This is a genomic window from Bradyrhizobium sp. Ken51 (assembly GCF_055807435.1).
Window position 1 is genome coordinate 89791 of record NZ_JBVVPB010000022.1, and the last position, 24149, is coordinate 113939.

14 protein-coding genes and 1 pseudogene are annotated in these 24149 nt (G+C 59.8%); 8 read left to right on the forward strand and 7 right to left on the reverse strand.

Annotated elements, in window-relative coordinates; all coding sequences use genetic code 11:
• Nucleotides 1-10: 10 nt before the first annotated feature.
• Nucleotides 11-233: pseudogene (locus AC0L27_RS29725) on the forward strand (NADP-dependent oxidoreductase); the annotation flags it as partial.
• A 12-nt stretch (nucleotides 234-245) separates the two neighbouring features.
• Here the strand turns inward: AC0L27_RS29725 and AC0L27_RS29730 are convergent.
• A complete protein-coding gene (locus AC0L27_RS29730) occupies nucleotides 246-1301 on the reverse strand; it encodes an SAM-dependent methyltransferase (RefSeq protein ID WP_473321316.1) in 1056 nt (351 codons plus the stop codon).
• A 1886-nt stretch (nucleotides 1302-3187) separates the two neighbouring features.
• On the opposite strand from AC0L27_RS29730, the gene AC0L27_RS29735 reads away from it, so the two are divergent.
• From AC0L27_RS29735 to AC0L27_RS29745, 3 genes are all read left to right on the forward strand, one after another.
• Nucleotides 3188-3643 (forward strand): DUF3788 domain-containing protein, encoded by a 456-nt coding sequence (locus AC0L27_RS29735; protein WP_473321319.1) that lies wholly within the window; start codon nucleotides 3188-3190, stop codon nucleotides 3641-3643.
• A 656-nt stretch (nucleotides 3644-4299) separates the two neighbouring features.
• Complete coding sequence (locus AC0L27_RS29740) at nucleotides 4300-4755, forward strand: (2Fe-2S)-binding protein (protein WP_473321324.1); 456 nt, start codon at nucleotides 4300-4302, stop codon at nucleotides 4753-4755.
• Between the two features lie 48 nt (nucleotides 4756-4803).
• Nucleotides 4804-6966, forward strand: coding sequence for a xanthine dehydrogenase family protein molybdopterin-binding subunit (locus AC0L27_RS29745; RefSeq protein WP_473321326.1), 2163 nt, complete (start codon nucleotides 4804-4806; stop codon nucleotides 6964-6966).
• Nucleotides 6967-7216: 250 nt separating this feature from the next.
• Here the strand turns inward: AC0L27_RS29745 and AC0L27_RS29750 are convergent, their stop codons facing one another.
• The 4 genes from AC0L27_RS29750 to AC0L27_RS29765 form a co-directional block, all read right to left on the reverse strand.
• Nucleotides 7217-8239 (reverse strand): hypothetical protein, encoded by a 1023-nt coding sequence (locus tag AC0L27_RS29750; protein WP_473321328.1) that lies wholly within the window; start codon nucleotides 8237-8239, stop codon nucleotides 7217-7219.
• Nucleotides 8240-8475: 236 nt separating this feature from the next.
• Nucleotides 8476-8991: an SPW repeat domain-containing protein gene (locus AC0L27_RS29755; protein ID WP_473321330.1), complete on the reverse strand. Its 516-nt coding sequence runs from the start codon at nucleotides 8989-8991 to the stop codon at nucleotides 8476-8478.
• 180 nt (nucleotides 8992-9171) lie between these two features.
• Nucleotides 9172-12345, reverse strand: coding sequence for an efflux RND transporter permease subunit (locus tag AC0L27_RS29760; protein WP_473321332.1), 3174 nt, complete (start codon nucleotides 12343-12345; stop codon nucleotides 9172-9174).
• A complete protein-coding gene (locus AC0L27_RS29765; protein WP_473321334.1) occupies nucleotides 12342-13583 on the reverse strand; it encodes an efflux RND transporter periplasmic adaptor subunit in 1242 nt (413 codons plus the stop codon). Before AC0L27_RS29765 ends, AC0L27_RS29760 begins: the two co-directional genes overlap by 4 nt.
• Nucleotides 13584-14331: 748 nt before the next feature.
• Here AC0L27_RS29765 and AC0L27_RS29770 point away from each other — a divergent pair.
• The 4 genes from AC0L27_RS29770 to AC0L27_RS29785 all read left to right on the forward strand — a co-directional run bounded on the left by AC0L27_RS29770 (nucleotide 14332) and on the right by AC0L27_RS29785 (nucleotide 17371).
• Nucleotides 14332-14823: an OsmC family protein gene (locus AC0L27_RS29770; RefSeq protein ID WP_247295300.1), complete on the forward strand. Its 492-nt coding sequence runs from the start codon at nucleotides 14332-14334 to the stop codon at nucleotides 14821-14823.
• 244 nt (nucleotides 14824-15067) lie between these two features.
• Nucleotides 15068-15985: an NADP-dependent oxidoreductase gene (locus AC0L27_RS29775; RefSeq protein ID WP_473321351.1), complete on the forward strand. Its 918-nt coding sequence runs from the start codon at nucleotides 15068-15070 to the stop codon at nucleotides 15983-15985.
• A 188-nt stretch (nucleotides 15986-16173) separates the two neighbouring features.
• Entirely contained in the window at nucleotides 16174-16791 is a 618-nt protein-coding gene (locus AC0L27_RS29780; protein ID WP_473321336.1) for a nitroreductase family protein, read from the forward strand.
• A 34-nt stretch (nucleotides 16792-16825) separates the two neighbouring features.
• Nucleotides 16826-17371, forward strand: coding sequence for a carboxymuconolactone decarboxylase family protein (locus tag AC0L27_RS29785; RefSeq protein ID WP_473321338.1), 546 nt, complete (start codon nucleotides 16826-16828; stop codon nucleotides 17369-17371).
• 1257 nt (nucleotides 17372-18628) lie between these two features.
• On the opposite strand, the gene AC0L27_RS29790 is transcribed toward AC0L27_RS29785, so the two are convergent.
• Nucleotides 18629-18853, reverse strand: a complete 225-nt coding sequence (locus AC0L27_RS29790; RefSeq protein ID WP_473321340.1) for an NAD(P)H-dependent oxidoreductase — start codon at nucleotides 18851-18853, stop codon at nucleotides 18629-18631.
• A 3201-nt stretch (nucleotides 18854-22054) separates the two neighbouring features.
• Nucleotides 22055-23419 (reverse strand): MFS transporter, encoded by a 1365-nt coding sequence (locus AC0L27_RS29795; protein ID WP_473321342.1) that lies wholly within the window; start codon nucleotides 23417-23419, stop codon nucleotides 22055-22057.
• Nucleotides 23420-24149: the final 730 nt, after the last annotated feature.

The following is a 24149-nucleotide window of genomic DNA, read 5'->3' on the forward strand; positions in this document are numbered from 1 at the left end:
GCGCAGTCAGTTCGCCTGTGTCATCGGTACCGGACCGCCGCCGACTGTCAGATAGCATTCGACTTCGGCGTGAAGGAGTTCGTTGACCTCGAGAAGGGCGGCTTGGAGGGCGTCGGCGGGCCCGATCCGGTGTTTGATCTCATCGGCGGCGACATCCAGATGCGGTCCGCAGGCGTATTCGTGCCGGAGGAACGCTGGTGACCATCGTCAGACCGGCGAGGCGCGGCCCTCTAAGACAGCGATTATCATGAAGCCGGTATTGATGCGCGCAGTTCGTGGTCAGTGTCGGAAACCCCAGCCACTCCTTCCGAACATCTGAGCGTGGGAGCATGAGGGTGCCTGGGTTTGGTGGCCAGCACCGTGTTGTACGGGTTACCGAACACAAATACCTTCGACGTGCGCCAAATGATTCGCTCCAGTTCCACGAATGTGCGCATCTTCAGCCGGAATTTCCACAAGAGCATGTGTTGAATGAAGTTCCAGGTTACTCCCCACGCCAAGAATGGTAGGCGCCGATAGTGGATTGGACCGAAGCCAAGTCGGCGCATCTTGTAGACCAGAAGATTGGCGCCGACAAAATTGTAACGCCAATTCTCGAAGAAGGCGGTGACACTCACGTAATCCTCGGTACGGCGACAATGATCCAGCGACCCCGGCGAATGGATCAGCAACCGTCCTCCCGGCTTGAGCATCCGCCAGCACCTAGCTAGCCACGCGTCCAGATCTTTGGTGTAGCCAATCGATTCTAGCGCATAGATGCCGTCAAAGTGCTCATTCGGGAGATCGAGGCTGTCGAAGTCGATGACTATCACCTGTCCACGTCCCCCAAGCCTCGCAAATTTGCGCCGGCAGATCTCCGCCTGGACAGAGGAATTGGTCACGCACACAACTTCGATATTGCTCCTTCTGGCGAGGTATTCCGCTGCCGCGCCGGAGCCGCATCCGAGATCGAGGAATCGCATCCCGTCTCTCGGCTTCAAAAGCGCATATTCGGCCTCGTAAGGGCGCGAAAATGTCAAACGGGGGAACACACACGTGCTGTAGTTTGATTGTTCGTCGCGATACCTGCCGAACACGTCATCGTATGTGCGCGTTTCGTCGTCATGTTTCAGAAAATCGTTCGGCTTTGGTGTCCACTCGATCAGTTGGCGCTGCTCGAACTCATTTAGCTGGTGGCCGATTTTACTCGCGTCCTTCGGTCGGGTCACCAAAAGGAACAGTACGTAATGAAACAAGTTATATGCCACAAAGGACGCGACGATGACGCCCGCTACCAACTGAGACATTAACGCGATATTCAAGGTGTGCTCCTGTGGTAGCTGCAGAAATCTACGAACGGGCTGGAAATCACAGCAGTGCCGCATCATCTCAGAGGCAAATTTCCGGGTTGGGTCATTCGCGTCAGTCTGGCCGTGAGCCGCCTCTGGGCCCATTCTCCGGCAGCTGGTCGAGAGCGATTTGGAGCCAGGCCATCCAATTGCGATCACTCCGAGTTCTGAACCGGTCAACGCATTTCTTGGAGCAAAGGGGGGTTCGCCACGAGTAGTGCCGGACGAGACCAAACTTGCCGTCACAAACTGCGCATCGCGCGGCTCTGCCAGATCTAAGGCTCGGAGAGCAGTGGGGCATTGTGCCTTCCTTCTGGTACTTTCGATCGAGTGGAAAAGCGGGCGATGAAGTTGGGGGACTTCACCGCCCTTAGACCTTCCGCGGGAGGGGGGTATTCCACCGGAAGGCGGGAGCGAGCTGTTTTGAGCGCCGCCCCCTTTAACGCATGCAGCCTAGATAGTCGCGATCAGCGATTCAATTAGACCTAGGAAATCGTCGGGTATCCAAAGTCGCCATGGAACGATACGAAGGTTCATTGCGTTCGCCCTTAAAGCCGACCAGTTCCGCAATGCCTCAAAGTACACCGCTCGAGTGCTAGAGCATGAGAGCCGGCGGGGCGGCTAAGAGCATAGCGCAGCGAAGCCTGCTCTCTTGAGAAGGGATTCGTAACCTTCACCCTCGAGAGGAGCCGCCCATGACCAACGAGGCAGTGAGCCCGCTGCGTCGGCGTGCGCATGATCGATGAGATGACGATACGCAAGTGCGCGCCAAACACCCAACATGACCACCTTCAACTGGTCAGATAGTCGCAGCGTTCATCAGATGGTCTTCGGCTCCGGCAACCTTCGAAGAGGTGCGCCGCTATCAGCTCCATCTGGGATCGAGCGCTCTCGGCGTCCCGATCGACTAGAGTATCTCGACCTTACGATTCTTCGTCAGGATCACCGTACGGCGTCACGATATCGTCGAACACACCCACTTCATCCAAGAGCCGCGCAGGCTGCCGGTGATGTGATGCACGATGTGAAGGCGGTCGAAGCCGCAGACACGCTTGATGGACCGGCCGTTGGGGCCAAAATGCGCGCGTCGCCGGTGAACGATCGTTTCACGTGGACCAGCGGCGGGTCTGTATTTGGGCCCCGGGCGGGATCGAGCAGCCGCGCCACTCCTCGACGCTCAGCTGCTGGTCGGCGCCGAATTGGCGGCTATCGTTCCGCGACCGCTGGCGCGTGGGCCCGAGCAAACCCATGCGATCACGAACTATGAACGGCCTTACATCGCGAGGTCCTTGCAAGCTCGGCTGCTCTGGTACGAACACGCGCAGGACGAGCCGTCCCACGAATCGCCTTACGAGGTGCTCCGGGCGCGCCATCGAGGAACGCAGGCGCGCCCTAGCTAAGGATTGCGACTTCAACCCAAAGACCGGTGTGCAACCCAATGCGCAGCGATGGCGCACGATATCGGAACCGCACGCTCGCCCTCGAAAGGCTGCGGCCAGCGATGTGCGCACACACTAATCGTGCGGGCTGGTGACCGTGCTGGCCCGGAAGCGCGCGGAATCGTTAGCGTGGTCGCATGCTTATTCATGTTCTGCCGCGAAAGATCGTCACTGCAACGGACTAGCCCCAAATGTCAGTGCAGTCCTGTCCCCGAAGAACGGACCGGACGTCCGTTTTCCGTGTCCGCAAGTCCACGCGCGCGATATCAGCTTTGACAGGCAACTCGCCTAGCCCCAATGGTGGAGAGGTTCGCGACAGAAGTTGCGGAATCTGGGAAGAAGGCCCACACATCCCTTCGTACAAGGTCAAGGTCGGCCGCCAAGCTTCGAATCGGTCGTGAAAAATTGAAGGACACCGGCATGGAAAAGTCCCCCCAAATCGGCGACAGGATTACTGACAAATCAGCATCGCCCGATGATAGCACCGTTCGGGACTGGATCGGACCGGGCACGTTCAAGCATTGGGCCTCTCTGCAGAATTGGATTGAGAAAATTTACCCCGGGGTCTTCGCGCCGGAATGGCTCTATGGCGGCAAGAAGCGCGGCTGGTCCCTACGCTACAAGAAAACAAGGGCGTTTTGTACCTTGCTGCCGGAATACAGGCGGTTTTCCGCCGTGGTGGTCTTGGGGGGAGCAGAACGAGATAGGTTTGAGGAGCGCCGTAATGCCTGGCGCTCGCAGTTGATCAAGCTTTACGATAAAGCCAAGACACACCCGGATGGTAAATTCCTCACAATTGCCATTTCATCCGCAGATGATCGGCATGATGTGACGGAGCTTTTGACTATGAAGCGCCCTCCGCGCTCGCACGCTTGAATGTCGCGGAAGTGTTAAGTCTAACGAGGAAAGACGCTGGATAGGTGTAAAGAAACTCGTTAGCAAGTTTGGGATATTGGCCATTCGGCCGGCGAACCTCGCGACGTCGTTGCACGATGCGTTATCGTGTGAAGAGTTGATCCGGCACACCAACTACCGTCAATATGCTCGGCCAGGAGTGTGGTTACGATCTGCCCTATATGACCAGTGCTGTCAGCGCTAACGCGCGGAGTCTATGAACAGGATGTAGGTTCTGCTCGACCAGAGCGACGCATGCGCCGCCGGCGGCGGGGCTAGTCATTGTTCCGCGATCATATCCGCAGTCCTTTGGCATCAGGCCTTCCGTAGGTTGATCGACCAAGTAGATGCTGACTCCAAAACGACATCACGCCGAGCGAACGCCAGAAGCGTTCGTTCTCCCTCAGGCTATCATCCGGCGAGAGGTCTAGGCGCGGCGAGACCGAAGCGAACACTGGCTGCGTTAATCGTCCTCCTAGCTATCCGGTTGGCGGCATTCCCCGCTGGTATGAAAACTATACATGCCGGTTATTGGAAAGCGTCGTCCCTTGTTGCGATCAATGTGTGAGCTTTCGCGGATTTCATGAGTGCGGTTGATCGGCTCATGGCTGACGCGCTAGGCGGATCAAGAGGCATTCATGGCTTTCACATTGAAGATCAACGGCTCACCCCATGAGATCGGCGTCGACGGCGACATCCCCTTGCTATGGGTGCTGCGCGATGTGCTCGGCATGACCGGGACCAAGTTTGGTTGCGGCCAAGCATTGTGTGGCGCCTGCACGGTGCATATCGACGGCCGACCGGCCCGCTCCTGTCAGACGTCGGTCGATAGTATCGGCGACAGCGCGGTTACCACCATCGAGGCGGTTGGGCGCACGCCGCAAGGCGCCGCCTTGCAGAAGGCCTGGCTGGATCTGGAAGTAGTGCAGTGCGGCTACTGCCAATCCGGGCAGATTATGTCGGCGGCGGCATTGCTAAAAGAGACTCCTAAACCTAGCGATGCGGAAATTGACTCGGCGATGTCGGGAAATGTCTGCCGTTGCGGTACCTACCAGCGCATCCGCGCCGCGATACAGCTAGCAGCGGGAGTGTGAAGCATGGTTAGCCCAATTCGAACGAACCACACCGAGGGTGAAAGCGCCATGTCCCGGCGCACGTTTTTTCAGGGAGCAGGTTTGCTGCTCGGTTTTGCTATGACCGGGGCACGCGCAGAGCCCGTGTTCGCAGCGCGTGCTTCGCAGGTAACGGAAAACGAGGTCACGGGCACTTTCGCGCCGAACGGATTTATACGGATTAATCCAACCGGCGTCGTCACCCTGATTATTCCGATGATCGAAATGGGACAGGGGGTTTACACGTCGCTCTCGATGCTTCTCGCTGAGGAACTGGAAGTGAAGCTTGACCAGATTCAGGTTCAGCATGCGCCGCCGAATGATGCTCTTTACGTCAACTCGATTATAGGCATTCAAAATACCGGTGGTTCCGCGTCTGTCCGTGCCTTCTGGACACCGCTTCGTCAGGCAGGGGCAGTGGGCCGTAGTCTGCTGATCGCGGCAGCGGCAAAGCGCTGGAATGTCGATCCGGCAACTTGCCGCGCTAAGGACGGCGTGGTGCTCGATGCATCAGGCTCGAAGAATCTGAGCTACGGCGAACTTGCGAACGCCGCGGCGAAATTGACTGTGCCGCCTGCAGCAAAAGTGAAATTGAAGGATCCAAATGAGTTCGCCTTGATCGGCAAGCGTGCCAAGCGTCTGGATTCAGCAATAAAAGTCGATGGGCGCGCGCTCTACGGCATCGATGCGCGACTGCCGGGAATGAGGGTTGCGGCGGTTGCTATTGCGCCTGTGCTCGGCGGCAAGGCGAAATCATTGGATGAGAAGGCCGCGCTGGCGGTAAAGGGCGTCCGGCAGGTGGTCAATGTAGATGAAGCCGTTGCCGTGCTGGCGGATCACATGGGTGCGGCGAAGAAGGGGCTCGAGGCCGCCGCCGTTGCCTGGGACGACGGGCCGAACGGCAAAGTCAGCAGCGCCGATATCGTGAAGCAATTGGAGGAAGAATCCAAAAACCCGGGCGCGGTTGCTCGCAAGGTGGGTGATGTAGGGAAGGCATTTGCGGAGGCAGCGCAACGGGTTGACGCCGTCTATCAGGTGCCTTTCCTGGCGCATGCGGCGATGGAGCCGATGAACTGTACCGTTCATCTGCAGAAGGATCGTTGCGATATTTGGGTCGGTACACAGGCACCTACGATCACGCAGGCTCAAGTGGCCGAGCTCACCCGCCTGCCGATGGATGCGATCAAAATTCACAATCATCTGATTGGGGGTGGGTTCGGCCGAAGGCTGGAGGCCGATGGGACGATCCTCGCCGTCAAGATCGCCAAGCAGGTCGACGGGCCGGTTAAGGTGATCTGGAGCCGCGAGGAAGACATCCAGCACGATATGTATCGGCCGTATTATCTCGATCGATTGTCGGCTGGACTTGATGCCGCTGGCAAGCCGGTTGCCTGGATGCATCGAATTGCCGGATCCTCAGTCATGGCTCGCTATTATCCTCCGTACTTCAAGGACGGACTGGATCCCGATGCCATAGAAGCGGCGGCCGAGCCGCCCTATGCGCTGCCAAATGTCCACGTCGACTTTGTCCGGGTCGAGCCACCAGGTGTCCGGACGTCTTGGTGGCGCGGAGTCGGACCAACTCACAATGTTTTTGTGGTCGAAAGCTTCATAGATGAACTTGCGCATGCCGCGAAGCAGGATCCTGTCGCTTATCGCAAGGGATTGCTTGGCCACAATCCGCGAGCACTTGCTGTTCTGTCGCTTGCCGCGGAAAAAGCGGAATGGGGAGCACCCCTCCCCGCGCGGCATGGCCGCGGGATATCGGTGCAATTCGCATACGGAAGTTATACATCGCAGGTCGCCGAAGTCGAGGTGGCCGCGAATGGCTCTGTCAAAGTTAAGCGGATCGTCTGCGCGATTGACTGCGGCATGTACGTCAATCCAGATACGATCGAAGCACAGATTCAAGGTGGAACGCTTTTCGGTCTGACCGCCGCTCTCTATGGGTCAATCACGTTCAAGGATGGTCGGGTCGAGCAGAGCAACTTCGACAGTTATTTGCCGATGCGTATCGACGAGGTGCCGGTCGTGGACACGCATTTGGTTAAAAACGCGGAAGCTCCAGGTGGTGTCGGTGAAGCTGCGACAGCCATTGTCAGTGCTGCGGTGACCAATGCGATCTTCGCCGCGACCGGCAAGCGTCTGCGCAGCCTGCCGGTTGATACAAATTCGCTGAAATCGTCGTCCTAGTCCTTGCCCCATCATCCCGCGTGCGTCGCAGCGTGGACGGGTGACGGTGCGGTCTAAGGCTCTTGCGCGTAACGACCATGAGAGTGGCCGCCTTCTCCGCTCGGAGAAAATCACCTCTCAGAAGGAGCCCGTCGGGCTGCAAATTCGATCCGGTTCAAGCTGTCGCGTCGGCTTCCTAGTAGGCCAGCAACGGAAGTACGGAACGGTCCATTCAGGGTAATATTTCGGCTCGTTAGCCTGCCGCTGTCGCCTAGCTGATTCGAATGCCGCACATACCCGCGATGGTCGCTGCCGAGATCAAGGCGCTTATTGCGATGCCCGCGCCCCAAAGACGATTTGCAGCGAACCGATCGACGCCATGCGCGATCAGTACCATCCGTAATCCCGACGCAAGGTGACTTAGGACAAAAAACACGCCCAGGGCGTAGTGAGGCAAAAGGCGGATGTTCCATGCGTCGTGAATGAGCCCGCTCGGCGCGCCGATCGCGAAATTCCAATCTGTGGGTATGCCGAGAAACCTTCTTGCGTAGATGAAAACCGAGTTCATGTGCCCAAGGATATACACTGAGAGGTAGGCCCCCGAGGCGACCTGAAATGTCCGATGGAAGCCCTGCGGGGCGGCACTCCAATGCCATGCCAGAAACAGCCCGGTGCCAATCTGGAAAAGCATCGCCACGACCAACAGCGGTTCACCCACGCCAGAGCGGTAGACAACGCGGCCGATCTTCATGACGGCCGCATGTGCGTCGGGGCCGATCAAGCCAAACAGATGATTGGCTAGATGGAAAGCCACGTATAGGCACAAGACCCCCGCCGTTATTCCGTGGACAATGCGCCAGCGCCCCACGGTTGGCCCCCGTGCCGCGGCGCGATTGCCGGCGGTCTGTGGCCAAATCGCGATCGTAAGCCAAAGCGCGCACCACACGAGTTCGTCAGGGAATGGGCTATGAATCAGGACCTGAATGACGCCAAGAAAGACGAAAAGCGTTGGGGTCGCCACGCCGGCATAGGCGAGCCGCCGCCTCACGGGATCGGCGTCGGGCCGGCAAGCGAGCGTGAACGCGAGGAACGGCACGACGAACGCCATGGCCAGAATCAAAGTCGCGCCGGCAATTGCGAATGGCGAGGGCGTTGCGGCCTGCGTGACGACGGCGGCATGAAAGGCCCGGAGTAGAAAAGGGTAGCAAACGGCCGCCGCTGCGGGAGTCAGCGCCAAATAGTCGAGGCGTGGCCCGAACGCGGCGCTTCGGTCCGGCGGCTGAGCAAACGCCATCTTGAGTCTCCTGAATATCAAGCGCGCGATGCGGCCGAACCGCCCGAAGGCTTGCAAAGTGCAAGCCCCCCCACCATCGGCGTTATGAAGAATGATCCCAGCCCAGGTTCCAAGCGTATCGCTCTCGGGAGAATCGCTAGGGCGGCTGTGAATACCACGCTCCGCGCGGGTTCGCGACGGACTGCCGCAGACCAACACCGGCTACATTTCGACTCTCAACCACGGAGCCGCCGCCTTCACGCCGCTGTGCGCCTGCCCAATCTCGAACGGACCGTGACCGGATCCTCAGGTGCGTTCAAGACCGACGTCGTGAACAGGACAGCGGCAGCGAGGATCCAATAATACCAGGCGTCGATCCCATCGAATTTGCAGGCAAAGGGTGCGATGACAAACACCACCCCGACTGCGCGATCCACCCAAAGGTGCAGCCAGTAGGGAATGATGCGGACGAACCCGGTGGGATGGTCGGTCAGGCCGGCCAAGAGCAGCGCGGCCACACCGACGACAGCCGAAAGCCACATTGCGAGCGGTCCGCTCTGGCCGAGGCTCAGCACGAACGGCATTGCAATTAGGACGATCGCGACGGGATAATCGATGAGGTAGGCGTGGATAGACTTGGTGATGAAGCGGAAGACATCGGTGTCTCCTACGTGTTTCGTTGCTACAGTGGGTCCTTGCGACGCGGAGAGTGCATCGACCCAAGCGGACGACTCCGCGGTCCTATGCTGGCGAGCACTCGCTAAACCAGTCACGGGACAGCTCAGCTGAGGAACGGTAAGCCAGCACGCCAACCATTAGAAATGCCGGGTCGTTTTCGTTTCCATTCCACTCGCCTGGTGCAATAGAAGCGGGTTAGTCGGCAGAAGTGAACGCATCCGCTCCTCGCATGCGCTGAAAAGTTGCAGCTCGTCGCCGATGAGCGCCGCCGCCTGTCACCCTGCCCCAGCCGCGGTTATCTGAGTCGGCTTGCCTTCGTTCTTTCCTTCCGCGAGGTTGCGCACCACCACATAGAAGATGGGTGTGAAGATCAGGCCGAACAGCGTAACACCGAGCATACCGAAAAAGACCGCAACCCCGACCGCCTGGCGCATCTCCGAGCCGGAACCGGTCGACACCACGAGCGGCAGCACGCCTAGGATGAAGGCGAACGAGGTCATCAGGATCGGCCGCAGGCGGAGCCGGCAGGCCTCGATCACCGCCTCCAGCCGCGGCCTGCCCTCGAGCTCGATATCACGCGCGAACTCGACGATCAGGATCGCGTTCTTGGCGGCTAGGCCCACCAGCACCACAAAGCCGATCTGTGTCAGGATGTTGACGTCCTGGCCCAGGATACGCACACCGATCGTCGCGGCAAACAGGCACATCGGCACGATCAGGATCACCGCAAACGGCAACGTCCAGCTGCCATATTGCGCGGCGAGCACGAGATAGACGAACAGCACGCAGATCGGGAACACATAGAGACCGGCATTGCCGCCCGTCACTTGTTGATAGGATAGATCGGTCCATTCGAGGGAAAAACCGCTCGGCAACGTTTCGTCGGCGACCTTCTGGATGGTGTCGAGCGCGGTCGTCGAGCTCACACCTGGCGCGGGCTCACCTTGTACCTCGGACGCCGAGTATAGATTGTACCGCGCGACACGGTCGGGCCCGGAAATGTCTTTGAAGTCCACGATGCTACCGAGCATCACCATGTCGCCGACAGCGTTGCGGGTGCGCAGCCGCGCAAGATCGCTGGTCTCCTTCCGGAATGGAAGGTCGGCCTGCGCCGTGACGTGGTAGGTCCGCCCGAACAGGTTAAAGTCGTTGACGTAGGTCGAGCCAAAGTACGTTTCAATCGTGTCGGTGATGCTGGCGATGGGCACGCCGAGCTTCTGCGCCTTTACGCGATCGACATCGACGAACAGCTGCGGCGTGTTCGCCGAATAAGGCGAGAACACGGAGGTCAGTTTTGGCGACTTCTGCGCGGCGCTGACGAGTTCGTTGGTCGCAGCCGCAAGCAGTTCGGGACCGCGCCCTTGTCGATCCTGGATGCGGATAGCGAAGCCGCCGCCGGTGCCAATGCCCGGCACCGCGGGCGGTGGAATGACGATGATGAAAGCGCCCTGGAGCGTCGACAGCCGCTTGCGCAGATCGGCCGTGATTGCAATCGCCGTCAGCCCTTTCTTCTGTCGTGCCTCCGGCTCGTCGAACACCGGGAACAACGCCGCGGCGTTGCCGGCCTGCGTGCGAGTTGCGCCGGAAAAGCCGCTGAACGCCGCGACACGGACGACACCCGGCGTATCCAGTGCAATCCGCTCGATCTCGCGCACTATCGCGGCGGTTCGCGCCAGCGACGCTGCGCCCGGCAACTGCACCGAGATGATGAGGTAACCGCGATCCTGCGCAGGGATGAAGCCCTGCGAGGTAGTCGCGAGCAACCAGCCGGCGCTGCCGATCAACGCGACATAGAGCAACAGCATCGGCGCGGAATGCCGGATGCCCAGGAATGCCACAGCCGCATAGCCATTCGACAGCCAATCGAACACACGGTTGAAGACACCAGTGAAGGCCGACCAGCCGCGCGCGATTAGGTTCCAACGCGCAGCCGACCGCTTCTCCTCATGCGGGACTAGGATCTGCGAGGCTAGCGCGGGTGAGAGCGTGAGGGAGCAGAAGCAGGAGATCGCGGTTGCGACCGCTATGGTGACAGCGAATTGCTGGAAGAACTGCCCGGAGATGCCACCGAGGAAAGCTGTCGGCACAAACACCGCGCAGAGCACCAGTGCGATCGAAACCAGTGCGCCGCCGACCTCCCCCATGGTCTTAAGCGCCGCATCGCGCCGGCTCATACCAGTCCGGAGATGTCGCTCGACATTCTCGACCACCACGATCGCGTCATCGACCACGATGCCAACGGCGAGTACAAGCCCGAACAGCGTCAGATTGTTGATTGAGAATCCGAGCGCGGCCATTACCGCGAAGGTACCTACTAGCGACACCGGGATCGCGATGATCGGGATGATCGCAGGTCGCCAGCCCTGCAGGAATACCAGCACCACGATGACGACGAGCGCCATCGCCTCGTAGACCGTCTTGATCAGCTCGTGGACCGACTGGGCAATGAATTCGGTGGGGTTGTAGCCGATATTGTAGTCGAGCCCCTTCGGGAATCTGTCCTTCAGCTTTACCATAGTCGTAGAGATTGCCTTCGCTGTGGCAAGCGCGTTCGATCCGGGCCGTTGGGTCACTACCATCGCAACCGCCGGCTTGCGCAGGATGCGGCTGCTGGTGGCATAGGAGAGCGCACCGAGTTCGACGCGGGCAACGTCGCGCAGCCGCACCGTGCGGCCGTCCGAGCCGGCCTTCACCACGATCTCCTCGAACTGCCTGACGTCCTTGAGGCGGCCGGTGAAGACGAGATTCGGCTGGAACGCGCGATCGGCGATCGGCGGCTCCGCGATCTGGCCGCCAGCGATCTGCAGGTTCTGCGCCCGAATCGCCGCCATTACTTCGGTCGAGGTCAGGCCGAGATTGGCGATCCTCTCCGAGTCGAGCCACAGCCGCATCGAGTAGTCGCGTGCACCGAACATCTGAATGTCACCGACGCCGTCGAGCCGCAACAGCTGGTCGCGGACCTGCAGCAGCGTGTAATTTGAGATGTAGAGTTGGTCGAAACTCTCGTCGGGGGACAGCATGAACACGACCATCAGGATGTCGGGCGAGTTCTTGCGGGTGACGACGCCGTTGCGCTGAACCTCTTCAGGCAAACGCGGCTGCGCGATCGCGACGCGGTTCTGCACCAGCACCTGGGCCTTGTCGAGATCGGTGCCGAGCTTGAAGGTGACGGTGATGGTGAGCTGGCCGTTCGAGGTCGCCTGGCTGTAGAGATAGAGCATGTCCTCGACCCCGTTGATCTCCTGCTCGATTGGAGCAGCAACGGTGTCGGAAACGGTCTGCGCCGAGGCGCCAGGATATTGCGTGGTCACAGTGACGGTCGGTGGCACTGCCTGCGGATATTCCGACACCGGCAGCGTCTGATAGGCGATCGTGCCGACGATCAGAAGCACGATCGACAGCACCATCGCGAGGATAGGCTGGTTGATGGAAAGTCTTCCGAGATTCATGGCGTGGCACCTGGCGGAGTCTTGTCGGCCCCCAGCGTTTGCGACATGATTGGCGTCACCTTGGCGCCGACGCGGGCGCGCTGAATGCCGTTGATGATGACGTGGTCCTCCGGGCTCAGGCCCTCGCGAATCACCCGCAGGCCGTCATCTAGAGGCCCGAGCACCACTGGCCTTGCCTCCACCCTATTGTCGTCCTTGACCACGAACACGATCTTCCGCGACTGGTCGGTTGCGACCGCGACGTCCGGAATCAGCAGCGCCTCATAGGGCGCGCTGCCGATCAGGCGAACGCGGCCGAACTGGCCGGGTAGGATCGAGAGATCTTTGTTGGGGATGATGGCGCGGCTGCGCAGCGTCGCGGTGGAAACGTCGAGCCGGTTGTCCAGGAAGTCCATCTTGCCCTCATGTGAGGGTTTCGTTTCGCCGGTCAACGACACCTGCACCGGGTTCGCGGTGTCGCGCGAACTCGGCCGCCTGCCTTGAAACCACAGCTTGCTGTTTCGTTGATAGGTCGGCTCGTCGACATCGAAATAGATGTAGATCGGATCGAGCGACACGATCGAGGTCAGCAGGGTCGCGCCGTTTTCGCTCCCCTGCACCAGATTGCCCGGGGTCACTAGATGACGGCTGACGCGGCCGGTGATCGGCGCCAGCACATGGGTGAATTCGACGTTGAGCTGGGCGGCCTTCAATGTACCCTCGGCCTGCGTCTCAGCCGCATGAGCCGCCTGCAACGCCTGACGACGCTGGTCGACGACCTGCTGCGAGACCGCGCTAGTTTGAACCAGGGTCAGGCCACGGTCGAGTTCACGCTTCGCAAGCTCTTCCTTGGCCCGCGCGTCGTCGAGTTGACCCTGGGCTTGCAACGCGACCGCCTCAAACGGGCGTGGATCGATGATGTAAAGCAGATCGCCTGCATGAACGATCGCACCATCCGTGAACGCGACCCTGTCGATGAAGCCGCCGACGCGAGCGCGGACCTGAACTTCCTCGATCGCCTCGAACCGGCCGGTGAACTCATCCCAGTCGGTGACTGTTCGTTTCACCGGTTGCGCAACTGTCACCGACGGTGGCGGAGGCGCGGCCGCCTGCGATTGCGCCTTGTCTTGGCAGCCAACGAGCGCCAACGCAAGCAGCAGAACGATCGGCGCGCCGCTGCACCGAAGGCGACGAAACGAACTACACGCGGGAGGCTCCGCCGCCCCTAAGGACGGAGGTCGCAGTGTCAGCGCGCCCATGGAGCGAGGATTTCGAATACATCGTTGTTTAGCACGTCCATCCACTCTCAAAGATTCCCATGTTGGTCCGCGTGCCGACCGCGAAAACGCAAATATCCCTCGACGATACTTTGGAGAGTGACGTTGCAATGTCTGTGACTGAAATCACCTCTTGCTATGGAGTCGATAGACGGTCGTTATCGCCGCTCGACCCGCGAGCACGACGCCTAGGGAGGGACCTCAGAAGCCGCACCGCACTCAAGGGCGCCGCGTTACTCTGCAGAGGCTTCTAGGCCGCGTGCAGTCACCGGCTATCGATGCCGCCGCGAAGTCGCGTCAAGGGCTCCGAGCAAAGCTCGTACGACGGGCTTCGTTGCGTCCTCATGGGACTTAACTGGCGCAACGATCACTGAAGAAGTCACGCATCGGTTGAGGACCGAGTGTGGAAAGCGGTGTGCTCGTCCACGCTCTGGGACTTCGGCTGACTGGAACTTAATGCATTCTTCGTGACCGGACGGACCGTAGGCCCGCCACACGCATTGATGGAGTTGTTCACCCGGACGACGATACGCTCTACGGAGCATTCCTGGCGATTATGGAAATGATAACTTTACCTGAAGGGCCTTCGGACTTACCTGCTGAACGTGCTCGCTTGCGTGGACGCAAGGCTGGGATCTCCCACCACAGCTAACATCTATTTCCTGCTGTCACTGGCGGACAAGCTCGTCGAAGTCGATGGATCAATCATTCGAAGGATCGGGACCTAATCGTGACCAAGATTCGCGAAGTTGTTGTCGCAACCGACCCCACCAATCATGGCGCGCTGATTTGCCATGTCGGCGAATCTCGGTTTGCTGTCGGCGGCCCAGATGGCATCGGCCACAATTCTTCTGGACCCAATCCTTACGACCTTCTCAGCGCGTCTCTTGCCGCATGCAGTGCTATGAGCGTTCGTTTCCAGGCTCAGCGCCAGAAACTACCGCTGGAGCGCGTGAAAGTGGGCGTCAGCTTTCATCACGGCTCCCGAGGCGAAAAGGATTCGTTCGAGCGCACCGTGGTGCTTGAAGGAGACCTCGACGCCCAGCAGCGCACATTCTTGATGGAAGCCGCAAACCTGTGTCCCGTAGGCCAAATTCTCGGTACTGGTGCAGATATCACCACACGTCTGGACGTTACAACCTCCGGCCACCAAGAAAGCCCTCAGGCCAGCTACGAGGATGACCTGGCTCTGCTCCCGATTCCGAATATTACTCCGGATTGACCGTCTGTCGTGCCGTCGATCACAGCACCGGGGCATCGCAGTCTATCATAGCCGCAGGGTCTTCAGTTCGCGACGCGCCATGCCCGGCGGGGTATTCGCTCGGCCGACGCGCTCTGTGCTTTCGCGTCCCTGGCATCGATTACATAGCCACCCGTCATTAGACCATCAATTTTCACGACCGTATTTTTGCTCGTCTGCAAGGGAACTTGAAAATGACGACACACCACACACAAGGAGACCGATGATGAAGGCAATTGTCGTAACGGACCAGGCGGCGGGAACTGCGGGTATGAGGCTCGTGGATCGGCCCCAGCCGCAAGCGGCGATCAACGACGTCGTCGTTCAAGTTCATGCGTCGGGATTCGTCCCGACTGAGCTGGAGTGGCCCTCTACATGGACCGACCGCCTCGATCGTGACCGAACACCGTCGATTCCCGGACACGAGCTGGCCGGAGTGGTCGCCGCCCTCGGCTATGGCACAACGGGGTTGTCGGTTGGACAGCGGGTGTTCGGCCTCGCCGACTGGTATCGCGACGGCACCCTGGCGGAGTATATAGCAATGGAGGCGCGCAACCTCGCCCCGCTCCCGGGTGACGTCGACTTCATAGTGGGCGCGAGTCTGCCAATTTCGGGCCTCACGGCGTGGCAGGGGCTATTTGTGCACGGCCGCCTTCAGGCAGGGCAGAGCGTTCTCGTGCACGGCGCGGCCGGCGCAGTCGGATCAATCGTGACACAGCTCGCACGAGAGGCCGGCGCTTACGTCATCGGCACCGGGCGTGGCGCCCATCGTCAGAAGGCGCTCGACTTCGGCGCGAAGGAGTTCGTTAGCCTTGACAATGACGTCCTGGAAGACGTCGGCGGAGTCGATCTGGTGTTCGACGTAATCGGCGGCGACATCGGGAAGCGTTCCGCCCGCCTCATCCGCGCCGGAGGAACGCTGGTGTCCATCGTCGGGCCGAGCGAGGCGCGCGCTGCCGGCGCCTTGGCGGTCGACTTCGTCGTCGAATCCGATCGTGCCCAATTGACTGAAATCGTCCAGCGGGTGCGGGACGGGCGACTGCGGACGAACATCGGCACCGTCTCGATCCTCGATGACGCCGTCGCCGCTTTCAATCCGACCGAGCGCATCGACGGGAAGACGATCATCCGCACTCGTCCCTGAACGACGTGCGCCTTCGATGCACGTGGCCGGGCGCGTCCTATCGGAAGAGCTGGAGCAACGTGGGAAACTACCGAGCGGGCTCCGTAGCATTTCCAGTAAAAGGAGCAAAAGCCCTCATTATCGCAGCCTACTCCCTCACGCAGAACAACAACTTGACCAACGGAATCACTATGACCAGCAGAAGAACTATGACCAATGAGGTCATCGAATGCATCCTGAGCCGCCGGGCCACGAAGTACTACGACCCTACCGCCACGTTGAGCGACGACCAAATCCGCGAGTTGGTTCGAATCGGGACCACCGCGCCGACGTCCTTTCACTTGCAGAACTGGCGCTTCATCGCGGTGCGCACGCCGGAAGCCAAGGCTCGCCTCAGTCCGATCGCTTGGAGCCAGCCCGCGATCACCGAGGCGGCCGTTACTTTCATCATCTGCGGCCAGTTGGCCGACTCCAGCGTAGTACCCGACCGTCTGGCACCGCTGGTGAAAGAGGGCATCATGCCGGCAAAGATGGTGCCGGAATGGGAGATCCCCGCACGGGACCTGTACATGGAATACCCGCAGCGCCAGCGCGACGAAGCCGTACGCACCGGCACCTTCGGCGCGGCGGCGATGATTTATGCGGCCCGCTCGCTAGGCCTGGGCTCGACCCCGATGATCGGTTTCGATGCTGAAGCAGTGCACCGCGAGTTCGCGCTTACGAAGGACGAAGTACCGGTCATGCTGTTGTCCGTAGGGGCGGAGCGTCCGGGAAACTGGCCACAGAAGCCGCGACGGCCTGTGGCTGAAGTGTTGAATCTGGTCTGATTATTAGTGAAGCCAACAAAATACAGAGAACATGATGCCCAGGATTGCCGCTCTAAAGCCGGAACAAGTGCCACCCGAGTCGAAGCCGACCCTTGACATGTTCACCAAGAACATCGGGTTCACGCCGAACATGATGGCGACTTTCGCGGCAAGCCCGATCGCGTTCAACGCATGGGCCGCCCTGCTCGGCGCCTTGAGCAAGTCGCTCGACGTGAAGACGCGTGACAGCATCGGTCTCGCTGTGTCCGAAGTGAATGGCTGCGACTATTGCCTGACGGTTCATAGTTTTACGGCCGATCATATGGCCAAGCTGCCGGCCAATGAAATAATTCTTGCTCGGATAGGTCACGCCAGCGACCCGAGGCGGGACGCCGGGATCCAGTTCGCGCGCAGAGTCGCCGAGACCCGCGGTAAGATCAGCGACGCCGATCTGAAGACCGTCCGCGATGCCGGCTACACGGATGCGAACGTCATTGAGATCGTCGCGCTCGTGGCCATGTACTCCCTGACGAACTTTTTCAACAATGTGTTCGATCCCGAAAAGGACTTTCCCGCCGTTGCGCCGGCTGGCTCGGTCTAAACTCCATCCGGTCGTATCGAACACCTCCGAGAGTGCACGGAGCGTTCATGTGATGCGAGCGCAAAACCACTGCCCGGATGCGCCCAGGAAAAATGGTGGGAGCGCCTCCGGACGTTTTGATACGTGCCGACGAGGAGTTTACAAAAAGCCAGAACGGCGATTGTCACTATGAGGGACAGCGTGGCAAGTGCGAAGGAACAGAGGATCGACGCGATACCGAGAAGAGGCCGGGCTCGCTCATAGGATCGGAATTGTTATCAGCTCGAAGTCATAGCTAAACGGCAAACTGGCACTCGCGACATGAAGCGAAGAAACGATACCGGAATCGGAGAAGACCGTTGATGTGAAACAGTACGTCGCATCCGCCTCCCTCATAGGCAATATCTTAGGCCGAGCAAGATGATGAGCCTACCCATGGAGCAACCTACTAATCGGTAGTCCTCGATGACATCGTTTCGCCTCGCATCAGGTAGCACTCACCGTCCTTGTTATCTCGTCAAATGCAGCAAATCTACGCTCCTCGTGTAACCACGGGCTCGGCAATCTCTTCACATCACCGGATAGTTCGGCGACAACGTCTCGGGCGAGCGCCCTTTTCGACAGGGTTGATGCTCTTGCTTGGCGCGAAGCCTATTTTTTGTTTTCGGTGAGAAGGCCGACGGCCGTCGTGATAAAACTTGAGGCCCAGGTCATCCCAATAGAGTCTTGGTTGGCGAAGCTAGTAGCTTGTTTGACGAACGTCGTCAGCGAGCTCGCTATCGGTATCAAGGACGGACACAGCAGCTTTGCCGAGTGTGTCTTGCCGCGTTCCGGCTGACCGAACGGTCAGCGCCCAGCGGTTCCGACCAGGCCGCGGCGCGAGCCCCATGCCTGCGGCTCGGGCCGCTCCACAATCCTCATCCCGGCAGTTCCTGTAACCTACTCCGTTACGACGGTCGCCTTCATAAGAATTGCGACCCAGGCGCATAGGCATCCGGACGCGTCACACGATCGGACACGGAAGCTTCCTCATGACGGTTAGGTCGAGCGCCGCGAGCGCTTTCTCTCTCGCTAGTGTCGCCCGGTCCCCAGCGAGGAATGCGGTAACTGCACGGGAAGGAATTGCACGGTTTTCAGCCCGATCCTGCCCAGTACAGCCGATAGATACGGCGTGAGAAAATCGGGCTGGTTGGCTTTCTGGCCAGTAAAGACTCAACCGGAAGCGATGCCGACAAACACCCGACGGTCCCCGAGCAATCCCACCTTCCCTGCCGGGGTCTACAGGAACGTGCGCCCCGCGCGCAGGATTTGGTCGATCCACGCCTCGAGCACCGAGGGAACGGTCAGGTTGTGCATCGGAGCTCCGATAACGATGACGTCGGCCGCCTCGACTTCCGAATAAGTGCTTCGGTAAGATCCAGCGCGCTGCTTGGCGGAGCCGCCAACGTGGCCGGCGACGACAGGGCGGTGGCGTAGTCGGGCGAGGCATGCGACAGGGGACAACTGCCCAGATCTCGCCGGCTGATGCGCGCAGCAGGGCACCCTCAAGGAGCTTTTTCAGATCGCCGCCGAAAGCTGCCGGCTGTGCGATTCTGAACGCGGGCTACAATCAATATGGAGGATCTTCATGCGAGCGATCCGCATGACGCTACGAAACCCACGCTGTCAACCAGCGCTTGAAGTTCGTACAAGCGTCGCGCACTTGAATTCGTCGGCTCGGATGGACCGGTAACGTGTTGACGATTTCATTTGTCTAGCACTCGATGGAGTTGACGGTATTTGTCCTTCCGGGTCGGCTTGAGCTTCCTTGAGGAATCTGCCAGATCGATACCCGTTGATCCCAGCGCGGGACGAAGTTTTCCAATAGCGGGCATGTATAGTTTCCAAAGCAGCGGGGAATACTGCTGCGGGGGTGGTTGTGTCCAAAAAAGTCGCCAGAATCTGCAAGCCGGTCGTGACTAATCGCCAGCTGCTTGATTCGACAGAATAGGCAGAAGCATGCCGCGCCGAGCCGGTGCAAAAATGCATCCCGCGACGCCTCAACCTGAACGGGCGGGCTGTTGTCGCGCTCGGCGCGCCACCAAGATATACGTGAGTGGAAGCCAGTCGACTTGCGACACCGCGGACATGTTGTTCGGAGCGCCCCGAACTGCCGGAATGGGTCAGAGGCAAATATCAGCGAATCGTCGCGTCATGATTTAAAAGGATGATCGTTCGGCGGCGGTCTTTCCGTAGTCTGATCCGGTTTGGTGGATCGCTTACTTAGGCCTTTCCCGCCCACCAGAAGAGTGCCCCAACCGATCTTCATCTCGGCGGACGTCATTGCCGCTGTGGTCTTCGTCCGTAACTCCGTCTCCCTGCCTGCGGGGCTAGCGCCAGTCCGAAAGTCTCGAGCTTCAGGGTAGATCGACCGACTTACCCGAAACGGAAAATCGAACGTTTAGCATCTAGCGGCCCGCCTAATTGGGCGCGCCGTCTCCACGCTACCACAAGAGGCGTCGGCTACGTCCGGGCGAATAGAACATGATAATACATGACCCACGGTTTGCCGCACCTGCCGACCGGGTGATGAGCATGGCCGCGCGCCAGTCTTGTTCGCCGACCTGCCGGACGATCGTCTGCTCCGAGAGTCGAATGCACTCGGCGCCGATTCTTACAAATCGTCCCCAGAACCGGTCAGCTCAGGGTCCGCTGCGGCTATGCTGCGCCGTGGCGCGTTACTGGAGCTGATCACATCCGGTCGGGATTACCTTCGGAAACGAAGAATTCAGCGGCAGTGAGACAAATGGCGGTCCGGGGGGGCACGATTGTCTGGTGATGCAGCTAGCAGAGTGAGGCTCACTCAGAGAACGTAATGAAGTCCCTCGTCGTAGCGTTCGGAGAAATGCCAAGCCTTCGGCGTAACCCTCAACAGCGGCACAAAAGCGGAAAACGCGGGAGATGGCCGAAGGGCCGAGTGCGACGCAACGTCCGGGTCTGCTCGGATCGAGTGGTGGGTCGGGGACTTAGCTCCGTGCTACCGCTAGACCTGGGTATGAAAGAACAGCTTCATTGTTAACCGCGTCACCGCAATGTGCAGAGTTAAAATGGGGGCCCGATCGCGGCAATGGAAGTATTTGCAGACGCAGTCGTTGAGAGCCCTCATTCAGGCATCATGCGGCGCGGCGGCAATAATGATCGTCTATCGACTCTATGGCCAGAGGTGATTTCCCTCGCCGGCCTTGCCACGTCATTCTTGCCGGGGGGTAGAACGAACAGGAGCTACTCATGAAGATTCAAGCCCGCAGCCTCGCGATTGCCCTCGCGATTGCTGTACCTCTTGCAGTGACCGCGACCGCCCAGTCGTCTGCTGCGCCGATTAATGGTACGTCGATTAGAGCGCCGGGACCGGCCCTGACGATGGACGTGCGCTATCAGGCGCGGCGGGGTCATCCTGATCCTTCGTACTCGGCCTATCCCACCGATGATGCGAACTGGGGTTATCCCGCCTATAGTTCGTATTGGGGCGATCCAATCTATAATTCATACTATCGAGCCTACGGCTATGGATCTTACAGGTCAGGTTGTGCGCCCGGACCGCGCGTCGGCGCCTTTGCGACAGCCCCCTGGGCCAACTTGCCCACGTGTCCGCCGTATTGACAAAGTCCTCTGCGCTCCCGAGGGTTTGCGCCTGCATGTAGGAAGTCGGCGCCGACCTCCGGACGATCCACGATCAGATCACCGCCGTCGATGACACCCCAAGGATTGACGATGATATTGGAGCTATCCGATCATTACTGTCCGAGCTTCTCTTAGGGTCCGGCTGGCCACGCTCGTCGTGACCCCAAAGCTTGGCGGCGTGCGGCTCCTCACGCCGCCGCTGCCAACATGTATTTGAAAAACGTTGGCGTCCCTCGGTCATGCGTACGGCACTTCTGGATGTTGGTGGTGTCAAACGGGTCGGTCGACGCGCGGCCGGGGTCGTCAAGTCTTCCGGGCCAACCGATGCTCTCGCGCGAGATCATCTATCAACAAATCTGGGTGACGCGAGATTGCGCTTTTGACGCACTTCCGGCTTTGAGCGGCGCAGATCTGGCTCCAATTAGCCTCAGGTGCCGAGGATGTTCAATCACGTAGAGTGGACATGATGACGGGTCGGCGGATGAGCCGGGCTTGTTGGGGGGCCGGGTGAGTGGCCTAGTTGTCCATAATGATATGGGCGAGACCTTCACGTGAGCATCAATCGCTTTTAATAACGTCCAAGAACTCGACTGCCAGGTGCGTCGGCGGCATGCGGTAACGAACTCTGCGGTGATATCGAGCGCAGCAAACAACGCGCGCCATAACGTACGGCGTTGCGTTCCAGATGACTAACTAGGAAGGCGACTGCCATCCCTCTATGATCGTTCAGCATTCCCCCTGAGGATGCGATGGCGTGAGTGCATCCGCCCGTCAACGCACCGATCTTCATGAAGTCAGGCAAGACCTTCCGGCCGAGGCCTGCGGCTAACGAATCCGGTAATCAGGTCCGAGGATGGCGTTCACGGCGCCAGCGTGAGAGGCTCGCGGCGTCGCGAACATCGCGATAGTCCGGCTTCCGGGCAACTCGTGTTCCAGCGCCTGGTGCGTCTGAGCCTGGATCGAGACACTCCGCTCCGAATGGCTGCTTCGGTGAATTGAGGGCATCTGGCAAGCCAATATCGAATCTAGTTGAATTCCATGGGTCTAGACGCCTCCCGAGCCGCCCGCTTTCGTGTCGGCCGGCATGGCGATTATTGCGGCTGTAAAAGCTCCGCAGATCGAGGTTGCGGCGGCTACGGCGAGACCGACCTCGTAGCCGGACTCGAAAGACGCGGCACCGGCGGCTAGTGCTGCACCGGCAAGCTGCGCAACCCGGCTTGCGGCATTGTTGATGCCGGAGGCGAGCCCTTCATCCGTCTGGTCAACGCTCGACATGACGGATGCGGTGAGCGGTGTCACGAGCACCGCGAAGGAAAGGCCAAGCAGCGTCATGGGTACGATCACGCCGAGCATCAAAGATTCTTTATGACCGAGCGCCAACCAGACATAGGCGAGCGCGGCACCTGCCGGTCCTGCGATAAGCATGGTCCGCGTGCCAATCTTGTCGGCCAACCCGCCGAAGACACTCGACAAGAGCCCCAAGCCGAGCGTGAAAGGCAGGAATGCCAAGCCGGCATCGGTCGACGACAGGGCGCGGCGGTCGACGAGGTCAAAAGGTAGAAGGAAGAACACGATCGAAATCCCCGTATAGATCATCAGGGTCGCAACGTTCAGCCCGAGAAAAGTGCGGTTCTCCACCAGGCGGGGTGGCGTCATCGGATGTTCGCTTCTGCGCTCCCAGAAGGCGTAGACGGCGAACCCGAGAATGCCGAACCCGGCGACTAACGTGAGCACCGTCACCGATTGGGCTGGTGCGTTCGCTGCGGCCCGAGTTTGACTTGGTCCGATCTGGCTCAGCGCCCAGGTGAGCGTCCCGAGCGCTAAAGCAAGGATCGCGGCGCCAATCCCGTCGAACCGGCGCTGGATGAGGTCATCTCTGCCTGCAAAGACCAGCAGAACTCCCACTGCTACGAGCGCGAGCGGCGGGTTGATCCAGAACACGGATGGCCAGCCAAAAGTCTCGGTCAGCCAGCCGCCCAGGACGGGACCTCCGGCGGTGGTGAGAGCAGATGCCGCTGCCCATACGCCGATCGCCCGGTTCCGCTCCGCGCGCGGATAGGTTGCTCCAACCAGGGCGAGACTTGCAGGTGTAACAATCGCTGCGGCCGCTCCCTGCACCACCCGGGCAGTGATCAGCCAAGCGGGCGAAGGCGCCAACGCGCAAGCCGCGGACGCCAGACCGAACAGGACGCAACCGACGACGAGCATGCGCGCCTTGCCATAAACATCAGCGAGCGCTCCGCCGATCAATATCAAGGAGGCGAGCGCCAGCATATACCCGTTGAGAACCCATTGGACCGAGGCGAGGTCAGCACCGAAATCGGCGCGCAATATCGGCAGCACGACGGGCAGCGCTGTCCCATCGATGAACGCCATCGACGACGCGAGCACACAGGCCGTGAGCACCATGCGTCGGCACCGAGCCTGCGCTTTCCGCCTGAGCTCTCGAGGGCAGGGGTCTGGATCGGTAACGCCGCAGCTGCGGCACTCTACATGTTTTTGCGCCATTCATCCGCCTTCCCCATAGTTTGCCACTGCTCCTCACTAGTTTTGCCGAAGGCTTGAGGTCGCGGGCCAGACCCAGACGGCCGAATAGACGGAGTCACGATCCGGCTCTGGGGATTGAGAACAAAGCTGGTTGCCTGGAGATAGACGGATCGTCATTGGCGATTTACCGATATTGCTTCGATTTACCCCCGGCCGCATTGTCCACCGTCGCAAAAAGCTGCAGGCGGTTACACAGGATGGCGCCGACCCGTCCGCCTGACCGCTAAGCAAATGGATTCCGCCGCCACAGGCGCATGCAAAACCATGAGAGACGTCGCTGGTCTGCAGCCGCAATATTGCACTCCCTCACTCCGGTATCTGGCGATCAATGCGCCGGATGATCCTCCACCGCCTCTGCCACAAATGCGGTCTCACACGATGGCGGTCGCCCAGCGGTGAGGGAAATCATCTCGCGGCATAGAGTTGATAGACCATGGTTATTGCGGTTCTGAGGGCAGCGTGCTGCAGTAGCGGGCTGCGCAATTCGCCTCGACCTAGAATGGATTGAGGAACGGCACCGTGCCATTCCCAGTTTCCATGCTATACGCTCTGCAATTGGCAATGTTGGTCCAGCGTTAGCATTGCAGCTGGG

Coding starts and splice junctions, on each gene's coding strand:
- AC0L27_RS29735 (WP_473321319.1), top strand. CDS start 3,188: ATGGAAAAGTCCCCCCAAATCGGCGACAGGATTACTGACAAATCAGCA.
- AC0L27_RS29740 (WP_473321324.1), top strand. CDS start 4,300: ATGGCTTTCACATTGAAGATCAACGGCTCACCCCATGAGATCGGCGTC.
- AC0L27_RS29745 (WP_473321326.1), top strand. CDS start 4,804: ATGTCCCGGCGCACGTTTTTTCAGGGAGCAGGTTTGCTGCTCGGTTTT.
- AC0L27_RS29750 (WP_473321328.1), bottom strand. CDS start 8,239: ATGGCGTTTGCTCAGCCGCCGGACCGAAGCGCCGCGTTCGGGCCACGC.
- AC0L27_RS29760 (WP_473321332.1), bottom strand. CDS start 12,345: ATGAATCTCGGAAGACTTTCCATCAACCAGCCTATCCTCGCGATGGTG.
- AC0L27_RS29765 (WP_473321334.1), bottom strand. CDS start 13,583: ATGGGCGCGCTGACACTGCGACCTCCGTCCTTAGGGGCGGCGGAGCCT.
- AC0L27_RS29775 (WP_473321351.1), top strand. CDS start 15,068: ATGAAGGCAATTGTCGTAACGGACCAGGCGGCGGGAACTGCGGGTATG.
- AC0L27_RS29780 (WP_473321336.1), top strand. CDS start 16,174: ATGACCAATGAGGTCATCGAATGCATCCTGAGCCGCCGGGCCACGAAG.
- AC0L27_RS29785 (WP_473321338.1), top strand. CDS start 16,826: ATGCCCAGGATTGCCGCTCTAAAGCCGGAACAAGTGCCACCCGAGTCG.
- AC0L27_RS29795 (WP_473321342.1), bottom strand. CDS start 23,419: ATGGTGCTCACGGCCTGTGTGCTCGCGTCGTCGATGGCGTTCATCGAT.